The organism is Streptomyces sp. cmx-4-9 (assembly GCF_046548835.1).
In the GTDB taxonomy this organism is placed as follows: domain Bacteria; phylum Actinomycetota; class Actinomycetes; order Streptomycetales; family Streptomycetaceae; genus Streptomyces.
The window spans coordinates 104,803-120,417 of sequence record NZ_JAEBEE010000010.1; the positions used below are offsets into that span (position 1 = coordinate 104,803).

The following is a 15,615-nucleotide window of genomic DNA, read 5'->3' on the forward strand; positions in this document are numbered from 1 at the left end:
AGCTATGTCGTTCTCGTCTGGCACGGGGGCGATGCCCCCGAGACGGGACACTGTTAGACATTCGGACAGCCGGACGTGGCGGCGATCGAGGAGGAACTGGTGGCGGGCGAGTCCCCCGAGAAGTCGGTAGATGAAGGAACGCCGGGGGCGGCGGAATCCTCCGAGGGGCGCGATCCGCGGCTTTCGGTGTTCCGGCCGAGAGATCCGGAGGACGGTTCCGGGGCCCGCTCCGGTGCGGAGCCGGAGACGGAGCCCGCGCCGGAGCCGGGTCCCGCGGAGGCGGGTACGGATTCCGGGTCCGGGTCCGGGTCTGCTGCCGTGTCCGCCGCCGCCGGCGCCGCGGCCGGACCCGACGTCGTGACCGGCGCCGGACCTGACTCCGTACCCGGCCCCGGCCCCGAGTCCGGCCCCGAGTCCGAGTCCGACGCCGACGCGGAGGTCCGCGAGGGCTCCGGGAAGCCGGACCCGCTGCGCGAGGCCGTGGCGGCCTGGGTCGCGACCGCCGGGAACGACTCCGCCGAGCCGGAACCCGACGCGCCCGCCGCCGCGGCGGCGCAGCAGCCCGGGAAGCCCGACAGCACCAGGAAGCCCGAGGAGACCGAGGAGCCCGCCGGGCCGGTTTCGGCGCCCGCCTCCGCAGATTCCGCTTCCGTCGACGGGGAGAAGCCGGCCGACGGTGAGCGGACGGCCGTGTTCCGGGTGGCGAAGCCGGTCCCGGCGCCTGCCGATCCCACCGGTTCCGGTTCCGCTCCGGCCGATGCGAAGCAGCCGGCGGACAGCGAGCGGACTGCGGTCTTCCGGGTGGCGAAGCCGCCGGCGGAGGCCGAGAAGACCGCCGCCGACCAGCCCGTCGGCAGCGAACGCACGGCCGTGTTCCGTGCCGTGAAGCCCGCCGCCGGCGCTCCGGCCCAGGGTGGTCGGCCGGCTCCCGCAGAGGATTCCGCTTCCACGGGTGGAGCGAAGCCTGCCGACAGCGAGCGGACGGCCGTGTTCCGCGCCGTGCGGCCGGATTCCGCACCCGCCGCACCCGCCGAGGCCGGCTCCGCCGATTCCGCTCCGGCGGACCGGACGGAGGCGGGCGAGAGCGAGCGCACCGCCGTGTTCCGCGCCGTGAAGCCGGATGCCGCGCCGCCCAGGGCCAGCACCTTCGTGCCGCTGCGCACCGACGACGTGCCCGCGCGGCCCGATGCCGGACAGCAGCCGAAGACGGCCCCCACGGGTCCCGGCGTGCACCCCGCCGACCGCAAGCCGACCGCTCCGGCGGCCCCGGCGGCTCCGGCCGCCCCCGCCGGTTCCGCGGCGCCGCCCGCCGCGCCGCCCGCCAAGGCGTCCGCCAAGGCGTCCGCCCCGGCCCCCGCCGCGCCGCCGGTCAAGGCGCCCGCCCCGGCGGCGCGCTCCGTCTTCGACTCCGCCGAGCGGACCACGCAGCAGCCGCTGCCGCCCAAGCCGCCGCTCGACATGCTCGCGGACCTCACGAACAACCCGCCCCCGCCGCCGAGCCCGATGCGCACCGCGGTCCGGCGGTTCAAGATCTACTTCCCGCTCGTCGTGCTGCTCGCGGTCGTCCTGGCCGTCGTACAGCTGGTGCGCCCGCTGCCCGCGCCGAAGCTCGTGATGACCGCGAAGTCCTCGTACGCCTTCGACGGGGCCCGGCCCGAGCTGCCCTGGCCCGCCGAGGGGCAGGCCTACATGGCGGCCGCCGGGCTCGGCACGCTCGGCCAGTCCGGCGAGCAGAAGCCCGTACCGATCGCCAGCGTCACCAAGTCGATGACGGCGTACATCATCCTGCGCGACCACCCCGTCAAGAAGGGGGAGCAGGGGCAGATGATCGACGTGGACAAGACGGCGGAGACCGAGGGCAAGAAGAACAACTCGACCGACAACGAGTCCACGCTCGACACGGTCAAGGAGGGCGACAAGATCTCCGAGTACGACGCGATCGCCGCCCTCATGATCCCGTCGGCCAACAACATCGCGCGGCTGCTCGCGCGCTGGGACTCCGGTTCCCAGGAGGCGTTCGTCAAGAAGATGAACGACACCGCCAAGGAACTCGGCATGAAGAACACCACGTACACGGACCCCTCGGGTCTGGACGCGACCACGGTGAGCACCGCCGAGGACCAGGTGAAGCTGGGACTCAAGCTCGTGGAGATCGAGACGCTGCTCGACATCACGAAGAAGCCGAGCTGGATCGACCCGTCGGGCAAGAAGTGGGACAACTGGAACCGCCTGGTCCCGTACAACGACTCGCTCGGCATCAAGACCGGTACGACGACGAAGGCCGGCGGAAACCTCCTCTTCGCCGCCCAGAAGAAAATCGGCAACACCAACCAGCTGATCGTCGGGGCCGTCCTCGGCCAGCACAAGCCGCCGATCATCGACAGTGTCATCGCCGCGAGCAAGCAGCTGATGATCGCCACCCAGAAGTCCCTGGAGGGTGCGCCCGTCGTGAAGAAGGGCGAGGTCGTCGGGTACGTGGACGACGGGCTCGGCGGCCACACGCCGGTGGTCGCCACCGGCGACGTGCAGGCGGTCGGCTGGGCGGGCCTCACGGTGGACGTCAAGCTGGCCGACGGCGGCAGCCCGGTCCCGCAGACCGCGAAGGCGGGCACCGAGATCGGCATGCTGACCGTCGGCGAGGGAGCCAGCCAGGTGAAGGTGCCGGTGGCCCTGCAGGCCGACCTGGCCGCCCCGGGGGTCGGCAGCAAGCTGACGCGCGTCGGCTGACCCCGGATGGGACCGTGGAACCGGCGCCCCGGGCAACCCCGGGGCGCCGGGCCGCGTCCTGCAGTGCGGGGTGCGAGCGTGGAGCCAGGTGTTGGAGAGTGCGGCAGTGACCACCGCTGAGCAGCAGGACCGCAGTCAGGCCCGGGACGGGGCCCGGAGTCCGTCGGCGCCCGCCGACGGCTCCGCAGGCGTGCCGCGGAGCCCGTCGGGCACGGGCTCCCGCGTTCTGCGGTGGGCGCTGGGCCATCCGGTCGCCGTGGCCACCGTCCTGGCCGGGGTGCTGCACGTCGCCTGGTTCTTCAGCTTCGCCAACAGCGGCGGCGACCTGGCCGCGCAGGACGCCTGGGCCGAGTTCGTCGGCCGCCACCCCGACTCCGCGTACAACCTGGCGTGGTACGGCGGCATGCACCCCGTCTCGTACAGCGTGGTCTCGCCGTACCTCATGCACGTGCTGGGCGTCCGGACCACGATGATGGTCGCCGGCACCGTCTCCGCCGGGCTCCTCGCACTGGTCCTGACCCGCTGCCGGGGCGCCGTGCGCGAGCCGTTGTGGCCGGCGCTGGCCGGGGTGTTCGGGCTGTTGTGCAATGCGCTGTCCGGCCGGGTCACCTTCGGGCTCGGCGTGGTGTTCGCGCTGGGTGCGGTGGCCGCGGTCTTCTGCTGGCCGCGCAAATGGGCCGAGCGGCGCTGGGCCAAGGCTGCCGTGGCGGCGCCGCTGGCGGGGCTGGCGACGGCCTCCAGCCCGGTGGCCGGGCTGTTCCTCGGGGTGGTGGCGGCCGCCCTGTTCCTCAGCGGGCGGCGGCCGGGGGCGTACGCGCTGGGGCTGGCCCCGGTGGCCGTGGTCGGGCTGTCGGCGTGGCTGTTCCCGTTCTCCGGGACGCAGCCGATGAAGCTGGGCTCGGCGTGGCTGCCGTTCATGTTCGGGCTGCTGATCTTCTTCCTGGTGCCGAAGCGGTGGAAGACCGTCCGGATCGCCGCGGTCGTCTACGCCGTCGGGACCTTCCTGACCTGGGCGATCGACTCCCAGGTGGGGTCGAACGTCACCCGGCTGGTGATGCTCTTCGGCGGGGCGGTCCTGCTGGCGGCGCTGCCGTACGAGGTCCCGCGCTCGCGCCGCTGGTACGCGGTGCTCCTCGCCTTCGCCGGACTGAACGTGTGGATCACCACCAACAGCGTCACCGACATCGTGCGGACGACCCCGCTGGCCGCCTGGAGCCGCGAGCTGGCGCCGCTCGTGGACCAGCTGCAGAAGGCGGGCGCCGAGCGGGGGCGGGTCGAGGTGGTCCCGGCGAGCAGCCACCGGGAGTCCTCCGCGTTCCCCTCGTACGTGAACCTCGCCCGGGGCTGGAACCGGCAGGCCGACCTGGAGCGCAACCCGCTCTTCTACGACGACACCCTGACCGCCGACAGCTACCGGACCTGGCTGGACCGCTGGGCCGTGCACTACGTGGTGCTGCCCGCCGACCCGCCCGACTCGGGCGGCAAGGACGAGGCGAAGCTGGTCCGCGAGGGGCTGCCCTACCTCCAGCAGGTGTGGGGCGACGCGAACTGGCAGCTCTTCAAGGTCCAGGACCCGGCGAACCTGGTCGCGGGGGCGGCGACCGTGGTGCGGGCCGGGGCGGACCAGCTGGTCATCGACGTGCGCCGGCCCGGGCGGGTGCTGGTGCGGATCCCGCACTCCCCGTGGCTGGGGCTGGTGGACGCGGCCGGCAAGGCCGTGCCGCCGCCGCAGGAGACCTTCGCGTCGAAGGCGCGCGGCGGGGGCGGCGGCCGGTCGGCGGGCAGTCCGCCGAAGGAGTACGCCAATACCGCGGGGTGCCTGCTCAAGGCGGCCCCGGACGACGAGGGCGACGTGTGGACGGAGCTGCTCGCGCCCGCGCCGGGGGAGTACCGGGTGGCGGCGAAGTACCAGCTGCCGCGCGGCACGCCCTGCCCGGAGGAGCTGGTCCACCAGTCGCCGGGGGCCCCGGCCCGACCGGCCCCGTAGGGCCCGGCCGGCTTCCGCAGGCCCCGCAGGACCCCGGACGGGCGCCTTGATCCGGAATTCTTTGCATACCGGTCCGGGTGCATTGCTCGGTATATGTGCATACGATCCGAGTAGTTCGATTGGGTGCTTCCCGAGGGAGTTGACGACGGGATGAGCAAAGAGCAGAAGCAGGACGTCCGGGCGGTCATGGCGAAGGCACAGGAGCCGGTCCAGCTGCCGCGTTCCCCCGGCCACGGCTTCGAGGGGCCGCTGCGGAGCAAGGTCAAGGGCGGGGCGCACACCAAGGCGGCCCTGAAGCGGGCCGGGACTCCCCAGGGCGACCGGATCGGCGAGCGCAGCAGAGGCCTGAGCTGACCCGCCCGGCTCCGGGCAGACACGAAGAGGGCCCCCGGCCGCATGCGGCGGGGGGCCCTCGGATGTGCCCTCGGCAGGATTCGAACCTGCGACACCGGCTTTAGGAGAGCCGTGCTCTATCCCCTGAGCTACGAAGGCGCTGCGTGGAGACCGGGCCGTGAGGCCTGGCCACCGCGGTCAGTGTAGCGGGTGGCGCCTGATCCGCATCCGCCGTCCGCGGGCGCGGGCCGCCGGGGGGGCTCCCGGCCGGGGCCGAGGCGGCGGCTCCGCTCTCGCGGGCCCCCGCGGCCACCGGCGCCGCGGTGCGAGCCGACCGTGGTGCACGTGCCTTGACGTGAACGTGACGGTGCGTGAGGGACGCCCTGGATCTGCGGATTACCGCCAGCTAAGCTGACGCCGCCGCGCTCCCCGCACGTCCGGCCGCAGCGGCCGTACACACGACCGCGAGAGGGAGGGACGCGATGAGGACGACGCAGGCGATGCGCAGATTCGGCAGCGGGCTGCTGAAGGAGGCGGCGCTGACGGCCCCGGCCGACGCGGCCCGGATCATCGGCTCCCTCTGCGCGGCGTTCGGACGGCAGTCGGGCCGTCCGGTGGACCACATGTTCACCCGCTTCCCGCCCGGTACGGCCAGCGGTCTGTGGATCGACCTGCCCGACCGGGACCTCGTGGTCGTCGAGGAGCGCGCCCGCCCCGAACTCCAGCTGGTCATCGCGTGCCACGAGCTGTGGCACGCGAAGGAGGGGACGTGTGACGAGCACAGTTCCGGCCTTTCGGTGGCGGCGCGCCTGGCGGGCGGAGACTCCTCCGTGGCGGAACTGCTCGCCTCGGAAGCGGGCTTGAGCGAAGTGGTGCACCGCGCGGCCGCGCGGGCGCACGCCGTCGCCTCCGCCGAGGTGGAGGCCGAGACCTTCGGCCTGTACCTGGGGGAGAAGCTGAAGCCGTACCTCCCCGGCTCCCAGGCCGCTGCCGTCCCGGAGGAGATCCGGCGCGTCCACAAGACCCTGGGCTGGGGCGGCTGACCGCAGCGAAGTGGCGCAGACCCGGCGGGCGTTGCCGTACCGGGGCGCTGAGCTGCGGCTCCGGCGCGGCCGGCGCATGTCGTTCCGCGACCTTCTGACACACCCTGACACCCCGGCATGGACAATGACGTCGAGCTGGAGGCCTATGTTCGATGCAGCCGTGCTCCTGCGAATGCCTGGCGGTGCACCTGCCGCATCCGGCCGCTCGGCGCACGAGGGGCCCTGACAGAGAGCATGAGATCATGACCGACGCACCCTCGTACCACGTCATCGTCATCGGCGGGAGCATGGCAGGGCTCCTCGCGGCCGCGGTCATGGCCGAGCGGGCGAAGGTGACGATCATCGAGGCGGACTCGCTGCCCGAGGGTCCGCACGCACGCGAACGGCTGCCGCAGGCCCGGCACGTGCACGTGCTGTGGTCGGGGGGCGCGCGGGCCATCGAGGAGATCCTGCCGGGCGTGACGAAGGGCTGGCTGGAAGCGGGCGCCATGCGGCGGAACCTGCCGACGGACCTCGTCACCATGACCGCGCAGGGCTGGATACCGCGCTACGGCCCCCAGCAGTACAACATCTCCTGCACCCGTGACCGCCTGGACTGGGTGGTGCGCCGGCACGTGGCCGCGCTCGACGGGGTCTCCATCCTGGAACGGAGCCGGGTGCGCGGCCTGGAGGGAACGGCCGGCGAGGTCCGCGGGGTCCGGGTGGACACCCCCGAGGCCACCGGCCACTTCCTGGCCGCGGACCTCGTCGTGGACGCGAGCGGCAGCAACTCCCGGGCGCGGGCCTGGCTGGAATCGCTGGGCGTCACCGGCATCAAGCGGGCCCACGTGGACTCCGGGCTCGTCTACGCGAGCCGCATGTTCGAAGCGCCGGAAGGCGCCCACCGGATGGGCTTCCCCATCGTCAACGTCCAGTCCGACCCCGGCGACCCCGTGCCCGGCAAGACGGCGACGATCGTCCCCGTCGAGGACGGCCAGTGGCAGGTCACCCTCTCCGGTACGCGGGGCGGCGAGCCCACGGCGGACCCGGAGGAGTTCATCCGCTTCGCCCGGGACATCCGCGACCCGGTCGTGGGGGACATCCTGGCCGGCAAGCAGCCGCTGTCCGACATCACGCTGTGGCCCGGGACGGCCAACCGGCGCAACTACTACGAGAAGGCCGAACTGCCGCGCGGCTTCTTCGCCATCGGCGACAGCGTGGCGACCTACAACCCGCTGTACGGGCAGGGCATGACCGTGGCCGCCAGGGGCCTGCTGGAGGTACGCAAGGTGCTGCGCAGCAGGGGGCTGGGCGATCCCGCCTTCGGCAGACGCGCCCAGCGGGCCATCGCCCCGATCGTGGGGGACGCCTGGGCACTGGCGACCTCGCAGGACTGCCTCTACCCGGACGCCCGGGGCATGAGCCCGCGCCCCGGATCGTCCCTGCTCAACGCGTACGTCAACCGGCTCGTCACCGGTGCCACGACGAACCCGGCCTCCACCGGGGACTTCCTGCGCGTCATCACCATGAGCGAGCGCCCCGCGGACTGGCTGCGGCCGGGTGTCGTCTGGAGGGTGCTGCGCGCCACCTCCCGGGGCGCCTTGACGGCCCCTCCGCTGACCGTGGAGGAACGCGCCGTGGCCGGGCTGCAGGACGCCCAGCTCAGGCAGCCGTGATGCGCCGCCCGCAGCCCCGCCCCCCGTACCGCACGGACGGCGCGGCCCGCCGGACCGGAGCCCGCCGCGGAGGAGGTGCACCGTGGACGACGGCCTGATCCTCTACCTTCCCGGCGCCCTGCTCATCGTCGCGCTGGCCGTCAAGGCCCCGGCGATGAAGCGGAACTGGGAGCAGCCGCTGATCCGCTCCGTGTGCGCGCTGCTGTTCGTCGGCTGCCTCGTCCTGGTGCTCGCCGCCCCGCCGACCATCAAGGCGGTCAACCGCCTCACCGGGATCACCAACGTGGCGGCGCCGCTGGTGTACAGCGTGCTGACGGCGTTCTCCGGTGCCTCCATCGTGGTCATCCTGCACTGGCGCGGCGGACCGGCCGAGCAGCTCAGACGGGCCACGATCTGGACGGTGACGGCCTACAGCACCGTCACCGCGCTGATCATCGCCGCTTTCGTGGTCGGGGAGGCACCCGTCGAGCAGCTGCGGACCCTGGACACGTACTACGCCAACACCCCGTACATCCAGCTGATGATCGTGCTCTACCTGCTCGCGCACACCGTGGGCACGGTGGCCTTCACCACCCTGTCGTGGCGGTGGTTCCTGCGGGTCCACCCGACGCTGCGCCCGCTGCGCACCGGGCTCGCCCTGCTGACGGTCGGCGGGGTCTTCGACCTCGGCTACCTGGCGGCCAAGTGGACCGCCGTGGGCGCCCGCTGGACGGGCACCGACTGGGACACCCTGTCCACCGACCTGGCGCCGCCGCTGGCGTCGGCCGCCGCGCTGCTGTCCGGGGCCGGGTTCATCGCCCCCCTGGTCGGCGACTCCAAGGCCTGGCGGGACTACCGCCAGTACCGGCGGCTGCACCCGCTGTGGAAGGCCCTGCACGCTTTCGCGGCGGTCAACGTGACGACGGTTCCGCTGCAGTGGTGGTCGCCGATCGGCATCCGGCTGATCCACCGGGAGTCGGTCATCGACGACGGGATCCTCGCCGTGGCGCCGTTCTGTGAGGAGTCCGTACGCCGCGAGGCCTACGAGGCCGCGGTGCGCGAGGGGATGGACGAGCCGCGGGCGTTGCTGGTGGCCGATGCGGCCATGCTGGCCGTCGCCTGCCGGGCGAAGGCCGCCGCGGGGGAGGACGGGCAGGCCGTACGGGACGGGGTGCAGGCCGCGGAGCACCGCCTGGACGACCAGCCGCTGGCCGCCCTCGCCGCCGAGTTCGCGCACTCTCCCGTCGTGGCCTCGGCCCTCGGCCGGGCCGTCCCGGTCCACCGGACGGGCGGGTAGGCGCCCTTCGGCGGGGCCCGCGGGGACGGGCCCCCGGGCCTCAGGGGGAGCCGGCGCCCGCCAGGGCCGTGGAGCGGGCCTGCTTCGTCAGTTCGCTCCGGTACCGGCTCACGGCCTGGCGGCGGCGCACCTCGTCGCCGAGGAAGGTCAGCAGGGGGGAGATGCCCGGCCGGTGCGCCCGGCCCCGGGCCGTGCGCCGCAGGTGGCGGCGGACGACCGCGATGTGGCCCGCGGCCCTGAGGGAGGTGTCCCGCCACGTCACCGCTTCGACCCGGGTGCTGGGCGCCTCGCCCTGAGCCCAGCGCTGGGGGAGGTCGGGGACCAGGGCCAGGGCGGTGGCCATGCCGACCATGCCGATGCCCTCGGCCAGCACGTTCTCCGCCACGGAGCGGCGGGCGATGCCCCCGGTCAGCATCAGGGGGACGGGCAGCTGCGCCGCCAGGAGCTCGCGGGCGATCGACAGGAACCAGGCCTCGCGGGCCAGGGCGCGCTCGTCGCCCGCCGCGTCCGGGACGGCCGTCACGGGGCTCTCGACGTTCCCGCCGGACAGTTCCACGAGGTCGATGTCGAAGGCGGACAGGAGCCGCAGGACGGCGAGGGCGTCACCGGCGTCGAAGCCGCCGCGCTGGAAGTCGGAGGAGTTGATCTTCACGGCGACGGCGAAGGAGGGCGACACCCGCCGGCGCACGGCCTCGACGACGTCGACGAGGAGCCGGGCGCGGTGGGCCAGCGGGCCGCCCCAGCGGTCCTCCCGGCGGTTGACGAGCGGGGAGAGGAACTGGCTGATGAGGTAGCCGTGCGCGGCGTGGATCTGCACTCCGTCGAAGCCGGCGGCCTCCGCCCGCTGCGCGGTGACGGCGAAGCGCTCGACCGTCGCGGCGATGTCGGCCTCCGTCATGGCCCTCGGCCGGGCGAAGCGGCGGCTGTGCCGGCCGATGCTGACCGCGACCTCCGAGGGTGCCCAGGACACCCCGGGCATCTCCGAACCCACCTGCCTGCCGGGGTGGTTGATCTGCATCCACACCCGGCCGCCGCCGCTGCGGGCGGTTGCCGCCCACCGCTCGAAGGGCTCCAGCGGGGCGTCCGCGTCGAGCACGATGGCCCCCGGGGCGGTCAGCGCCCTCTTGTCGACCATGACGTTGCCCGTGATCAGCAGTCCGGCGCCGCCGGCCGCCCACCGCCCGTAGAGCCGCAGGATGCGGTCGTCGGGCAGGCGGCCGGGTCCGGCCAGGCTCTCCTCCATCGCGGCTTTGCAGACCCGGTTGGGAATCACCGAGCCATTGGGCAGGGTCAGGGGAGAGAACAGTCGGTCCATGTGTTCCCCCGGTCCCGGCGGCGGGCTTCCCGGCGGTCCGCCGAAGCCCCGAACGTAGTGATCATGACTGAAAAATGACCCTACGTCGCGGCTGCCGGATCTGGCAATGCCCTCCGGTTATCCGCTGCGCCCGGGATGTTTCGGAAGGTCGAAATCCGTATTCACGCTATTCGCGATCCATAACGTTCCCACCGGCCGTCCGGCCCGCCAGGCCGGCGAAGAAGGCGCGGATGTCGCCCGCCAGCAGACGGGGCTGTTCCATCGCCGCGAAGTGGCCGCCGCGGTCGTACTCGGTCCACCGGACGATGGCGTCGGTCCGCTCGGCGAGGTGGCGCAGCAGGACGAAGTTCTCGCGGGGGAAGTGGGCCAGGGCGGTGGGGGCTTCGGAGGGCTCCGGCGGCCCGCCCCAGTAGTCGGCGTGCGCCCGCTCGTAGTAGAGGCGGCCCGAGGAGCCGGCCGTGCCCGTGAGCCAGTACAGCATCACGTTGGTGAGCAGCAGGTCGCGGTCGACGGGGCCGTCCGTCCACTCGTGGAACTTCTCGGCGATCCAGGCCAGCTGCCCGACGGGGGAGTCGGTCAGCCCGTAGGCGAGGGTCTGGGGGCGGGTGGACTGGATGTCGGCGTAGCCCTGCCGGTCGCGCGCCCACTCCTTGAAGCGCTCCCAGGACTCCCGGGTGCGCTGCGCCTGTTCCGGGGAGAGGTCCGAGAGGTCGTCCGGCTCCTGGGACATGTACGCGTTGGGGATCAGGTTCAGGTGGACGCCGATCACCTCGGGCCGGGTGCGCCCGATCTCGCGGGAGATGGCCGCGCCCCAGTCGCCGCCCTGGACGCCGTAGCGCTCGTACCCCAGGCGGCCCATGAGTTCGGCGAACGCGGCCGCGACCCGGCGGAACTCCCAGCCCTTCTCCCGGGTCGGACCGGACAGGCCGAAGCCGGGGATGCTCGGCAGCACCAGGTGGAAGGCGTCCGCCGGATCGCCCCCGTGGGCGGCCGGGTCGGTGAGCAGGCCGGCGATCTCGGTGAACTCGACGATGGAGCCCGGCCACCCGTGCGTCATGAGCAGCGGTGTGGCGTCCGGCTCGGGCGACCGCACGTGCGCGAAGTGGACCTGCGCCCCGTCGATGACGGTGGTGAACTGCGGCCAGGTGTTCAGCTGCGCCTCGGCGGCCCGCCAGTCGTACTCGTGCCGCCAATACCGCGCCAATTCTCTCAGGTGGTCCCCGGGGATTCCGTAATCCCATCCGGCCCCGGGAATTTCCTCCGGCCACCGGGTCCGGTCCAGACGTTCATGGAGATCGTCCAGATCGGATTGCGGGACACTGATCCGGAAGGGATCGACCTTCTCTGAAAGAACCATGCGGGGCATCTTATTTCATCCGTCCTCAGTGTTCCGTTACGAGAGCCAGGGAGCGGACGAGGTCGGCGATTTCCGGCCAGTTGTCCTGGAGGTAGAAGTGGTCGCCGCTCAGGACCTCCAGCCGGAAGGGCCCGGTGGTGTGCTCCGACCACGCCCGGAGGTCCTCCAGCGGGGCCACCGGGTCGACGTCCCCGCCCAGGGCGACGAGGGCGCAGTCCAGCGGGGCGTCGCCGCGGGGCCGGTAGGTCTCGCTGGCCCGGTAGTCGCCGCGGATCAGCGGCAGCAGCAGGGCGCGCATCTCGGGATGATCGAGCAGCCCGCCCGCGGTGCCGCCCAGCCAGGCCACCTGCCGGGCCAGGGCCTCGTCGTCCAGCAGGTAGGACGTGGTGAGCCGGACCCGGGAGGGCGCCGGGCGGCCGGAGGCGATCAAGGCCACGGGGCCTTCGCCGCCCAGGCGTTGGGCGACCTCGTAGGCGAGGATGGCGCCCATGCTGTGCCCGAAGAAGATCCGGGGCACGTCCGCGGGCGCGGCGCGCAGGGCCCCGGCGACCCCGTCCGCCAGTTCGTGCAGGTCGGTGACGAGGGCTTCGCCGTGCCGGTCCTGGCGTCCGGGGTACTGCACGGCGACCACCCGGGCGTCGCCGGCCATGGCGGCCGCCAGTGGCCGGTAGACGCTCGCGGCCCCTCCCGAGTGCGGGAAGCAGACCAGCTGCGGCACGCGGGTGCCGGGCTCCGCGTGCGGCGCGTGCCCCGGGGCGCGGGCCGGGGGCGCGGGCGGGTTCAGGTACTTGAGCCAGGCGGAGGACTCGGGCATCTTCGGGTCCTCCCTCAGGCGGATGCCGGTACGGGCAGGGCTTCGACGACCGGGTGGTCGTGGTCCACCATGCCGAGCTTGGACGCGCCGCCGGGAGAGCCCAGTTCGGCGAAGAAGCCGGAGTTCGCCTCGCGGTAGGCGTGCCACTCCGGCGGGGTGTCGTCCTCGTAGAAGATGGCCTCGACCGGGCAGACCGGCTCGCAGGCGCCGCAGTCGACGCATTCGTCCGGGTGGATGTACAAGGACCGGCGGCCCTCGTAGATGCAGTCGACCGGGCATTCGTCGATGCAGGCCTTGTCCTTGACGTCCGCGCAGGGCTGGGCGATTACGTAGGTCACTCTGCTGTTCCTTGTCCGGGGGGCCGGCGGCCGGAGGGCCGGTGTGCCGGGGTGGGTGGGTCAGATCAGGTCGACGCGGTAGCTGGTGCCCGCGTCCGCGAGGGCCGAGTAGCAGTACGCGGCCCTCGCGGCGGACAGCAGCGGCAGCCGCAGCGACCGGGCGAGCAGGACGGAGTGGCAGGCGGCCAGCACCTCGGGGCCGACGACCCTGCGGTCCGAGCAGCCCGCGTACAGCTGTCCGGCGGAGAGCGTGTCGGTGGGGCTCATGTCGACGATGTCCACGCCCCCGAGCTCCTGGAACCTGCGCAGCGGGACGCCCGCGCCGTGCTGGTGGCCCTGCTCGCACTCCTCGTCCCAGCAGGTGCGCATGGAGCAGGCCACGGCGAAGGACACGGCGGGTGTCACCAGGCGGGTCCTGCCGGACCGCACGGAGTCCCGCAGGGCCGCTCCCTTCGGGGTGTGGCCCACCGCGATGCGGTAGAGCGACAGCGGGTCGACGACGGCGGTATCGGTGATGCCCGAGAGATCGTCCTGGACAGCCACGGCGGTTCCTCCTCGACAGCGGTGCGGTGCGGTGGGTGCGGGTGCGGTACGCGGTGGACGGGATGGGTCCGCGGCCCTCGCACGGGATCGCCGTGTCCGGGCCGCGGATGCCCGGCCGCCCGGCGGATCGGGCGGGCGGGGTGCTCGGGGTGGGCCGGGGCGGGTTTCAGAGCCCGCGGTAGGCCGGGTCGATGCCCGCGCAGCCGTCGCCGTCGGGCGCGTGGTGCGAGCCGTGCAGCGGGCGCAGGGGGGTCCGGGCGACCGGGCGTTCGTACGTCTCCATGCGGTGCATCGCGGGGCGGAACGAATCCGTCCGCTCTGTGGCGTGGTCGTCGTGGTGCACAGGCGGTCTCCTATCGGGGCGGCGGGGCGGCGGGCGGCGGGGCCGTGCGGAAAGACGGCGGGAAAGCGGGGGAGGGCGGCGGTATGGGGGCCGGGGAGGGTGCGGAAAGGGGTGTGGAAAGGGTGTGGAGAGGGGGGTGGAAAGGGGGTGGCGGACAAAGGGGGGACGGGAAACGGGGAAAGGTGAACGGAAAGCGGCGAGGGGGTGGCGGAGCGGAAACGGCGGGGGCTCCCGTCCGGCGGCCCCCGGGGTGCACGGCAGGCGCCGAGCGAAAGGGTGGGTCGTGGCGAACGGCTTGTCAATGGGGCCCCGGAATGCCCCGGCAGTGCCCGGCGCCGGTCGTCCCGGGCTTCCGATACTGCCCCACGGGAAGGGCGTTCGGGGAGTTCACGAGGCTCCGTACCGGGGGAGTGGCATCTACTTGCCAGCCCCCTCGGGGTGCTTCCGACCCGCCCTAGAGTCGAAGCCGTGCCGCGAGCACGGGTTGCGTTCTCTGCCGGCCGTCCGCCGGTGCGCTTTTCCCCGACGCAGCCCCCAGCGCCCTGAAGCAATTTCGCGTGGGCCGATATGCGCCTGTCGATACCGCACACGCCCATCCGGTAGCCGCGACGCCTTAGTGAAAGGAATCGGCCATCTCCATCCACGACACTCGTACGTCCGGATGTCCGGTTGACATGGGATCGGCCGATCTCGTCGACCCGACCCTGTACAGCCACGGCGACACGCACGAGATCTGGCGCCGGATGCGCCAGGCCGACGGCCTCGCCTGGCACCAGGTCGACGAGAAGCGCGGATTCTGGTCCGTCGTGAAGTACGCCGACACGGACCTGGTCCTGCGGGACACCGACACCTTCACCTCCGAACGGGGCACCCTCCTCGACCTCCTGGGCACCGACGACCCGGCCGGCGGCCAGCAGCTCGCCGTGACCGACCCGCCGCGGCACACCGAGCGGCAGGCCCGGCTGAAGAAGGCCCTGGCCGTCAAGGCGGTGGACCGCCAGCGCGAGATGATCCGGCCCAAGGTCGTCGACCTGCTGGCGCCCCTCGCCGACGGCGGGGCCTTCGACTTCGGCGCCGCCATGCTGGGGCTGCCCATGTCGGTCACCGGCACGATGATGGGCCTGCCCGAGGAGGACTGGGCCTGGCTCAGCCGCCTGACCACGGTGTGCATCGCGGCCGACGACCCGGAGTTCCAGGACGAGGGCGGCAAGGAGGCCACCCTCAAGTCGGCGCACCGCGAGCTCTTCGGGTACTTCCAGGACCTGATGCGCCACCGCCGGGACAACCTTGGGGACGACCTGCTCAGCGTGCTGATCTCCACGCGTTTCGAGGGCCGGCTCATGTCCGCCAGCGAGATCGTCGCGAACTGCTACAGCCTGCTGCTCGGCGCGAACGTCACCACCCCGCACGCGCCGACCTTCGTGATGGCCGAATTCACCGAGACCGACGTGCTGGCCGACTGGGCCGCCCATCCCGAGGTGAACGGAACCGCCTACGAGGAGGCGCTGCGCTGGGCCTCGCCGGTCAACCACATCCTGCGCTACGCCACCCGGGACACCGAAGTGCGCGGTACGAAGATCGCCGCGGGCGAAGCGGTGGTGGCCTGGCTGGGTGCGGCGAACCGCGACGAAGAGGTCTTCGAGGACAGCCACACCTTCGACATCCGCCGAAAGCCCAACAAGCACCTGGCCTTCGGAATCGGACCGCACTACTGCGTGGGCCACAGTGTCGCCCGCGTCACGATCGGCATCCTCTTCGAGGAACTGCTGGGCCGGTACGAGGATTTCCGGCTGGCCGGCAAACCCGAGCGGCTCATCTCGAATTTCGCGTCCGGCTACAAGCACGTGCCGATCACGGCGCGGCTGCGCAAGTAGGAACGCCGCG

General features: G+C 72.9%; 13 protein-coding genes and 1 tRNA gene. 7 read left to right on the forward strand and 7 right to left on the reverse strand.

The annotated features are described in order from the left end of the window. Positions 1 to 318: 318 nt before the first annotated feature. From ACLJTM_RS29155 to ACLJTM_RS29165, 3 genes are all read left to right on the forward strand, one after another. Positions 319 to 2,727: a hypothetical protein gene (locus tag ACLJTM_RS29155; protein ID WP_411106744.1), complete on the forward strand. Its 2,409-nt coding sequence runs from the start codon at positions 319 to 321 to the stop codon at positions 2,725 to 2,727. 106 nt (positions 2,728 to 2,833) lie between these two features. Then, on the forward strand, positions 2,834 to 4,714 hold the full coding sequence (locus tag ACLJTM_RS29160) for an MFS transporter (protein WP_411106745.1): 1,881 nt from the start codon (positions 2,834 to 2,836) through the stop codon (positions 4,712 to 4,714). 150 nt (positions 4,715 to 4,864) lie between these two features. Further along, positions 4,865 to 5,068: a hypothetical protein gene (locus ACLJTM_RS29165; RefSeq protein WP_411106746.1), complete on the forward strand. Its 204-nt coding sequence runs from the start codon at positions 4,865 to 4,867 to the stop codon at positions 5,066 to 5,068. 65 nt (positions 5,069 to 5,133) lie between these two features. Here the strand turns inward: ACLJTM_RS29165 and ACLJTM_RS29170 are convergent. Further along, a tRNA-Arg gene (locus ACLJTM_RS29170) sits at positions 5,134 to 5,206 on the reverse strand. 323 nt (positions 5,207 to 5,529) lie between these two features. Here ACLJTM_RS29170 and ACLJTM_RS29175 point away from each other — a divergent pair. From ACLJTM_RS29175 to ACLJTM_RS29185, 3 genes are all read left to right on the forward strand, one after another. Further along, positions 5,530 to 6,090, forward strand: coding sequence for a toxin-antitoxin system, toxin component (locus tag ACLJTM_RS29175; protein ID WP_411106747.1), 561 nt, complete (start codon positions 5,530 to 5,532; stop codon positions 6,088 to 6,090). Between the two features lie 242 nt (positions 6,091 to 6,332). Beyond that, on the forward strand, positions 6,333 to 7,745 hold the full coding sequence (locus ACLJTM_RS29180; protein WP_411106748.1) for an NAD(P)/FAD-dependent oxidoreductase: 1,413 nt from the start codon (positions 6,333 to 6,335) through the stop codon (positions 7,743 to 7,745). Between the two features lie 82 nt (positions 7,746 to 7,827). Continuing rightward, the gene (locus ACLJTM_RS29185; protein ID WP_411106749.1) at positions 7,828 to 9,021 is read left to right on the forward strand and encodes an MAB_1171c family putative transporter; all 1,194 of its coding nucleotides are present in this window, start codon (positions 7,828 to 7,830) and stop codon (positions 9,019 to 9,021) included. A gap of 40 nt (positions 9,022 to 9,061) precedes the next feature. Here ACLJTM_RS29185 and ACLJTM_RS29190 read toward each other — a convergent pair whose 3' ends face one another. The 6 genes from ACLJTM_RS29190 to ACLJTM_RS29215 all read right to left on the reverse strand — a co-directional run bounded on the left by ACLJTM_RS29190 (position 9,062) and on the right by ACLJTM_RS29215 (position 13,731). Continuing rightward, positions 9,062 to 10,336, reverse strand: coding sequence for an NADH:flavin oxidoreductase/NADH oxidase family protein (locus tag ACLJTM_RS29190; protein ID WP_411106750.1), 1,275 nt, complete (start codon positions 10,334 to 10,336; stop codon positions 9,062 to 9,064). Positions 10,337 to 10,502: 166 nt separating this feature from the next. Continuing rightward, positions 10,503 to 11,693, reverse strand: a complete 1,191-nt coding sequence (locus ACLJTM_RS29195) for an epoxide hydrolase family protein (RefSeq protein WP_411106751.1) — start codon at positions 11,691 to 11,693, stop codon at positions 10,503 to 10,505. Positions 11,694 to 11,718: 25 nt separating this feature from the next. Further along, a complete protein-coding gene (locus tag ACLJTM_RS29200; protein ID WP_411106752.1) occupies positions 11,719 to 12,507 on the reverse strand; it encodes a thioesterase II family protein in 789 nt (262 codons plus the stop codon). 14 nt (positions 12,508 to 12,521) lie between these two features. Next, the gene (gene fdxA, locus ACLJTM_RS29205) at positions 12,522 to 12,845 is read right to left on the reverse strand and encodes a ferredoxin (protein ID WP_411106753.1); all 324 of its coding nucleotides are present in this window, start codon (positions 12,843 to 12,845) and stop codon (positions 12,522 to 12,524) included. A 60-nt stretch (positions 12,846 to 12,905) separates the two neighbouring features. Then, entirely contained in the window at positions 12,906 to 13,388 is a 483-nt protein-coding gene (locus ACLJTM_RS29210) for a hypothetical protein (protein WP_411106754.1), read from the reverse strand. Between the two features lie 166 nt (positions 13,389 to 13,554). Further along, the gene (locus tag ACLJTM_RS29215) at positions 13,555 to 13,731 is read right to left on the reverse strand and encodes a hypothetical protein (RefSeq protein WP_411106755.1); all 177 of its coding nucleotides are present in this window, start codon (positions 13,729 to 13,731) and stop codon (positions 13,555 to 13,557) included. 674 nt (positions 13,732 to 14,405) lie between these two features. Between ACLJTM_RS29215 and ACLJTM_RS29220 the strand changes: the two genes are divergently transcribed. After that, on the forward strand, positions 14,406 to 15,605 hold the full coding sequence (locus ACLJTM_RS29220; protein WP_411106756.1) for a cytochrome P450: 1,200 nt from the start codon (positions 14,406 to 14,408) through the stop codon (positions 15,603 to 15,605). Positions 15,606 to 15,615: the final 10 nt, after the last annotated feature.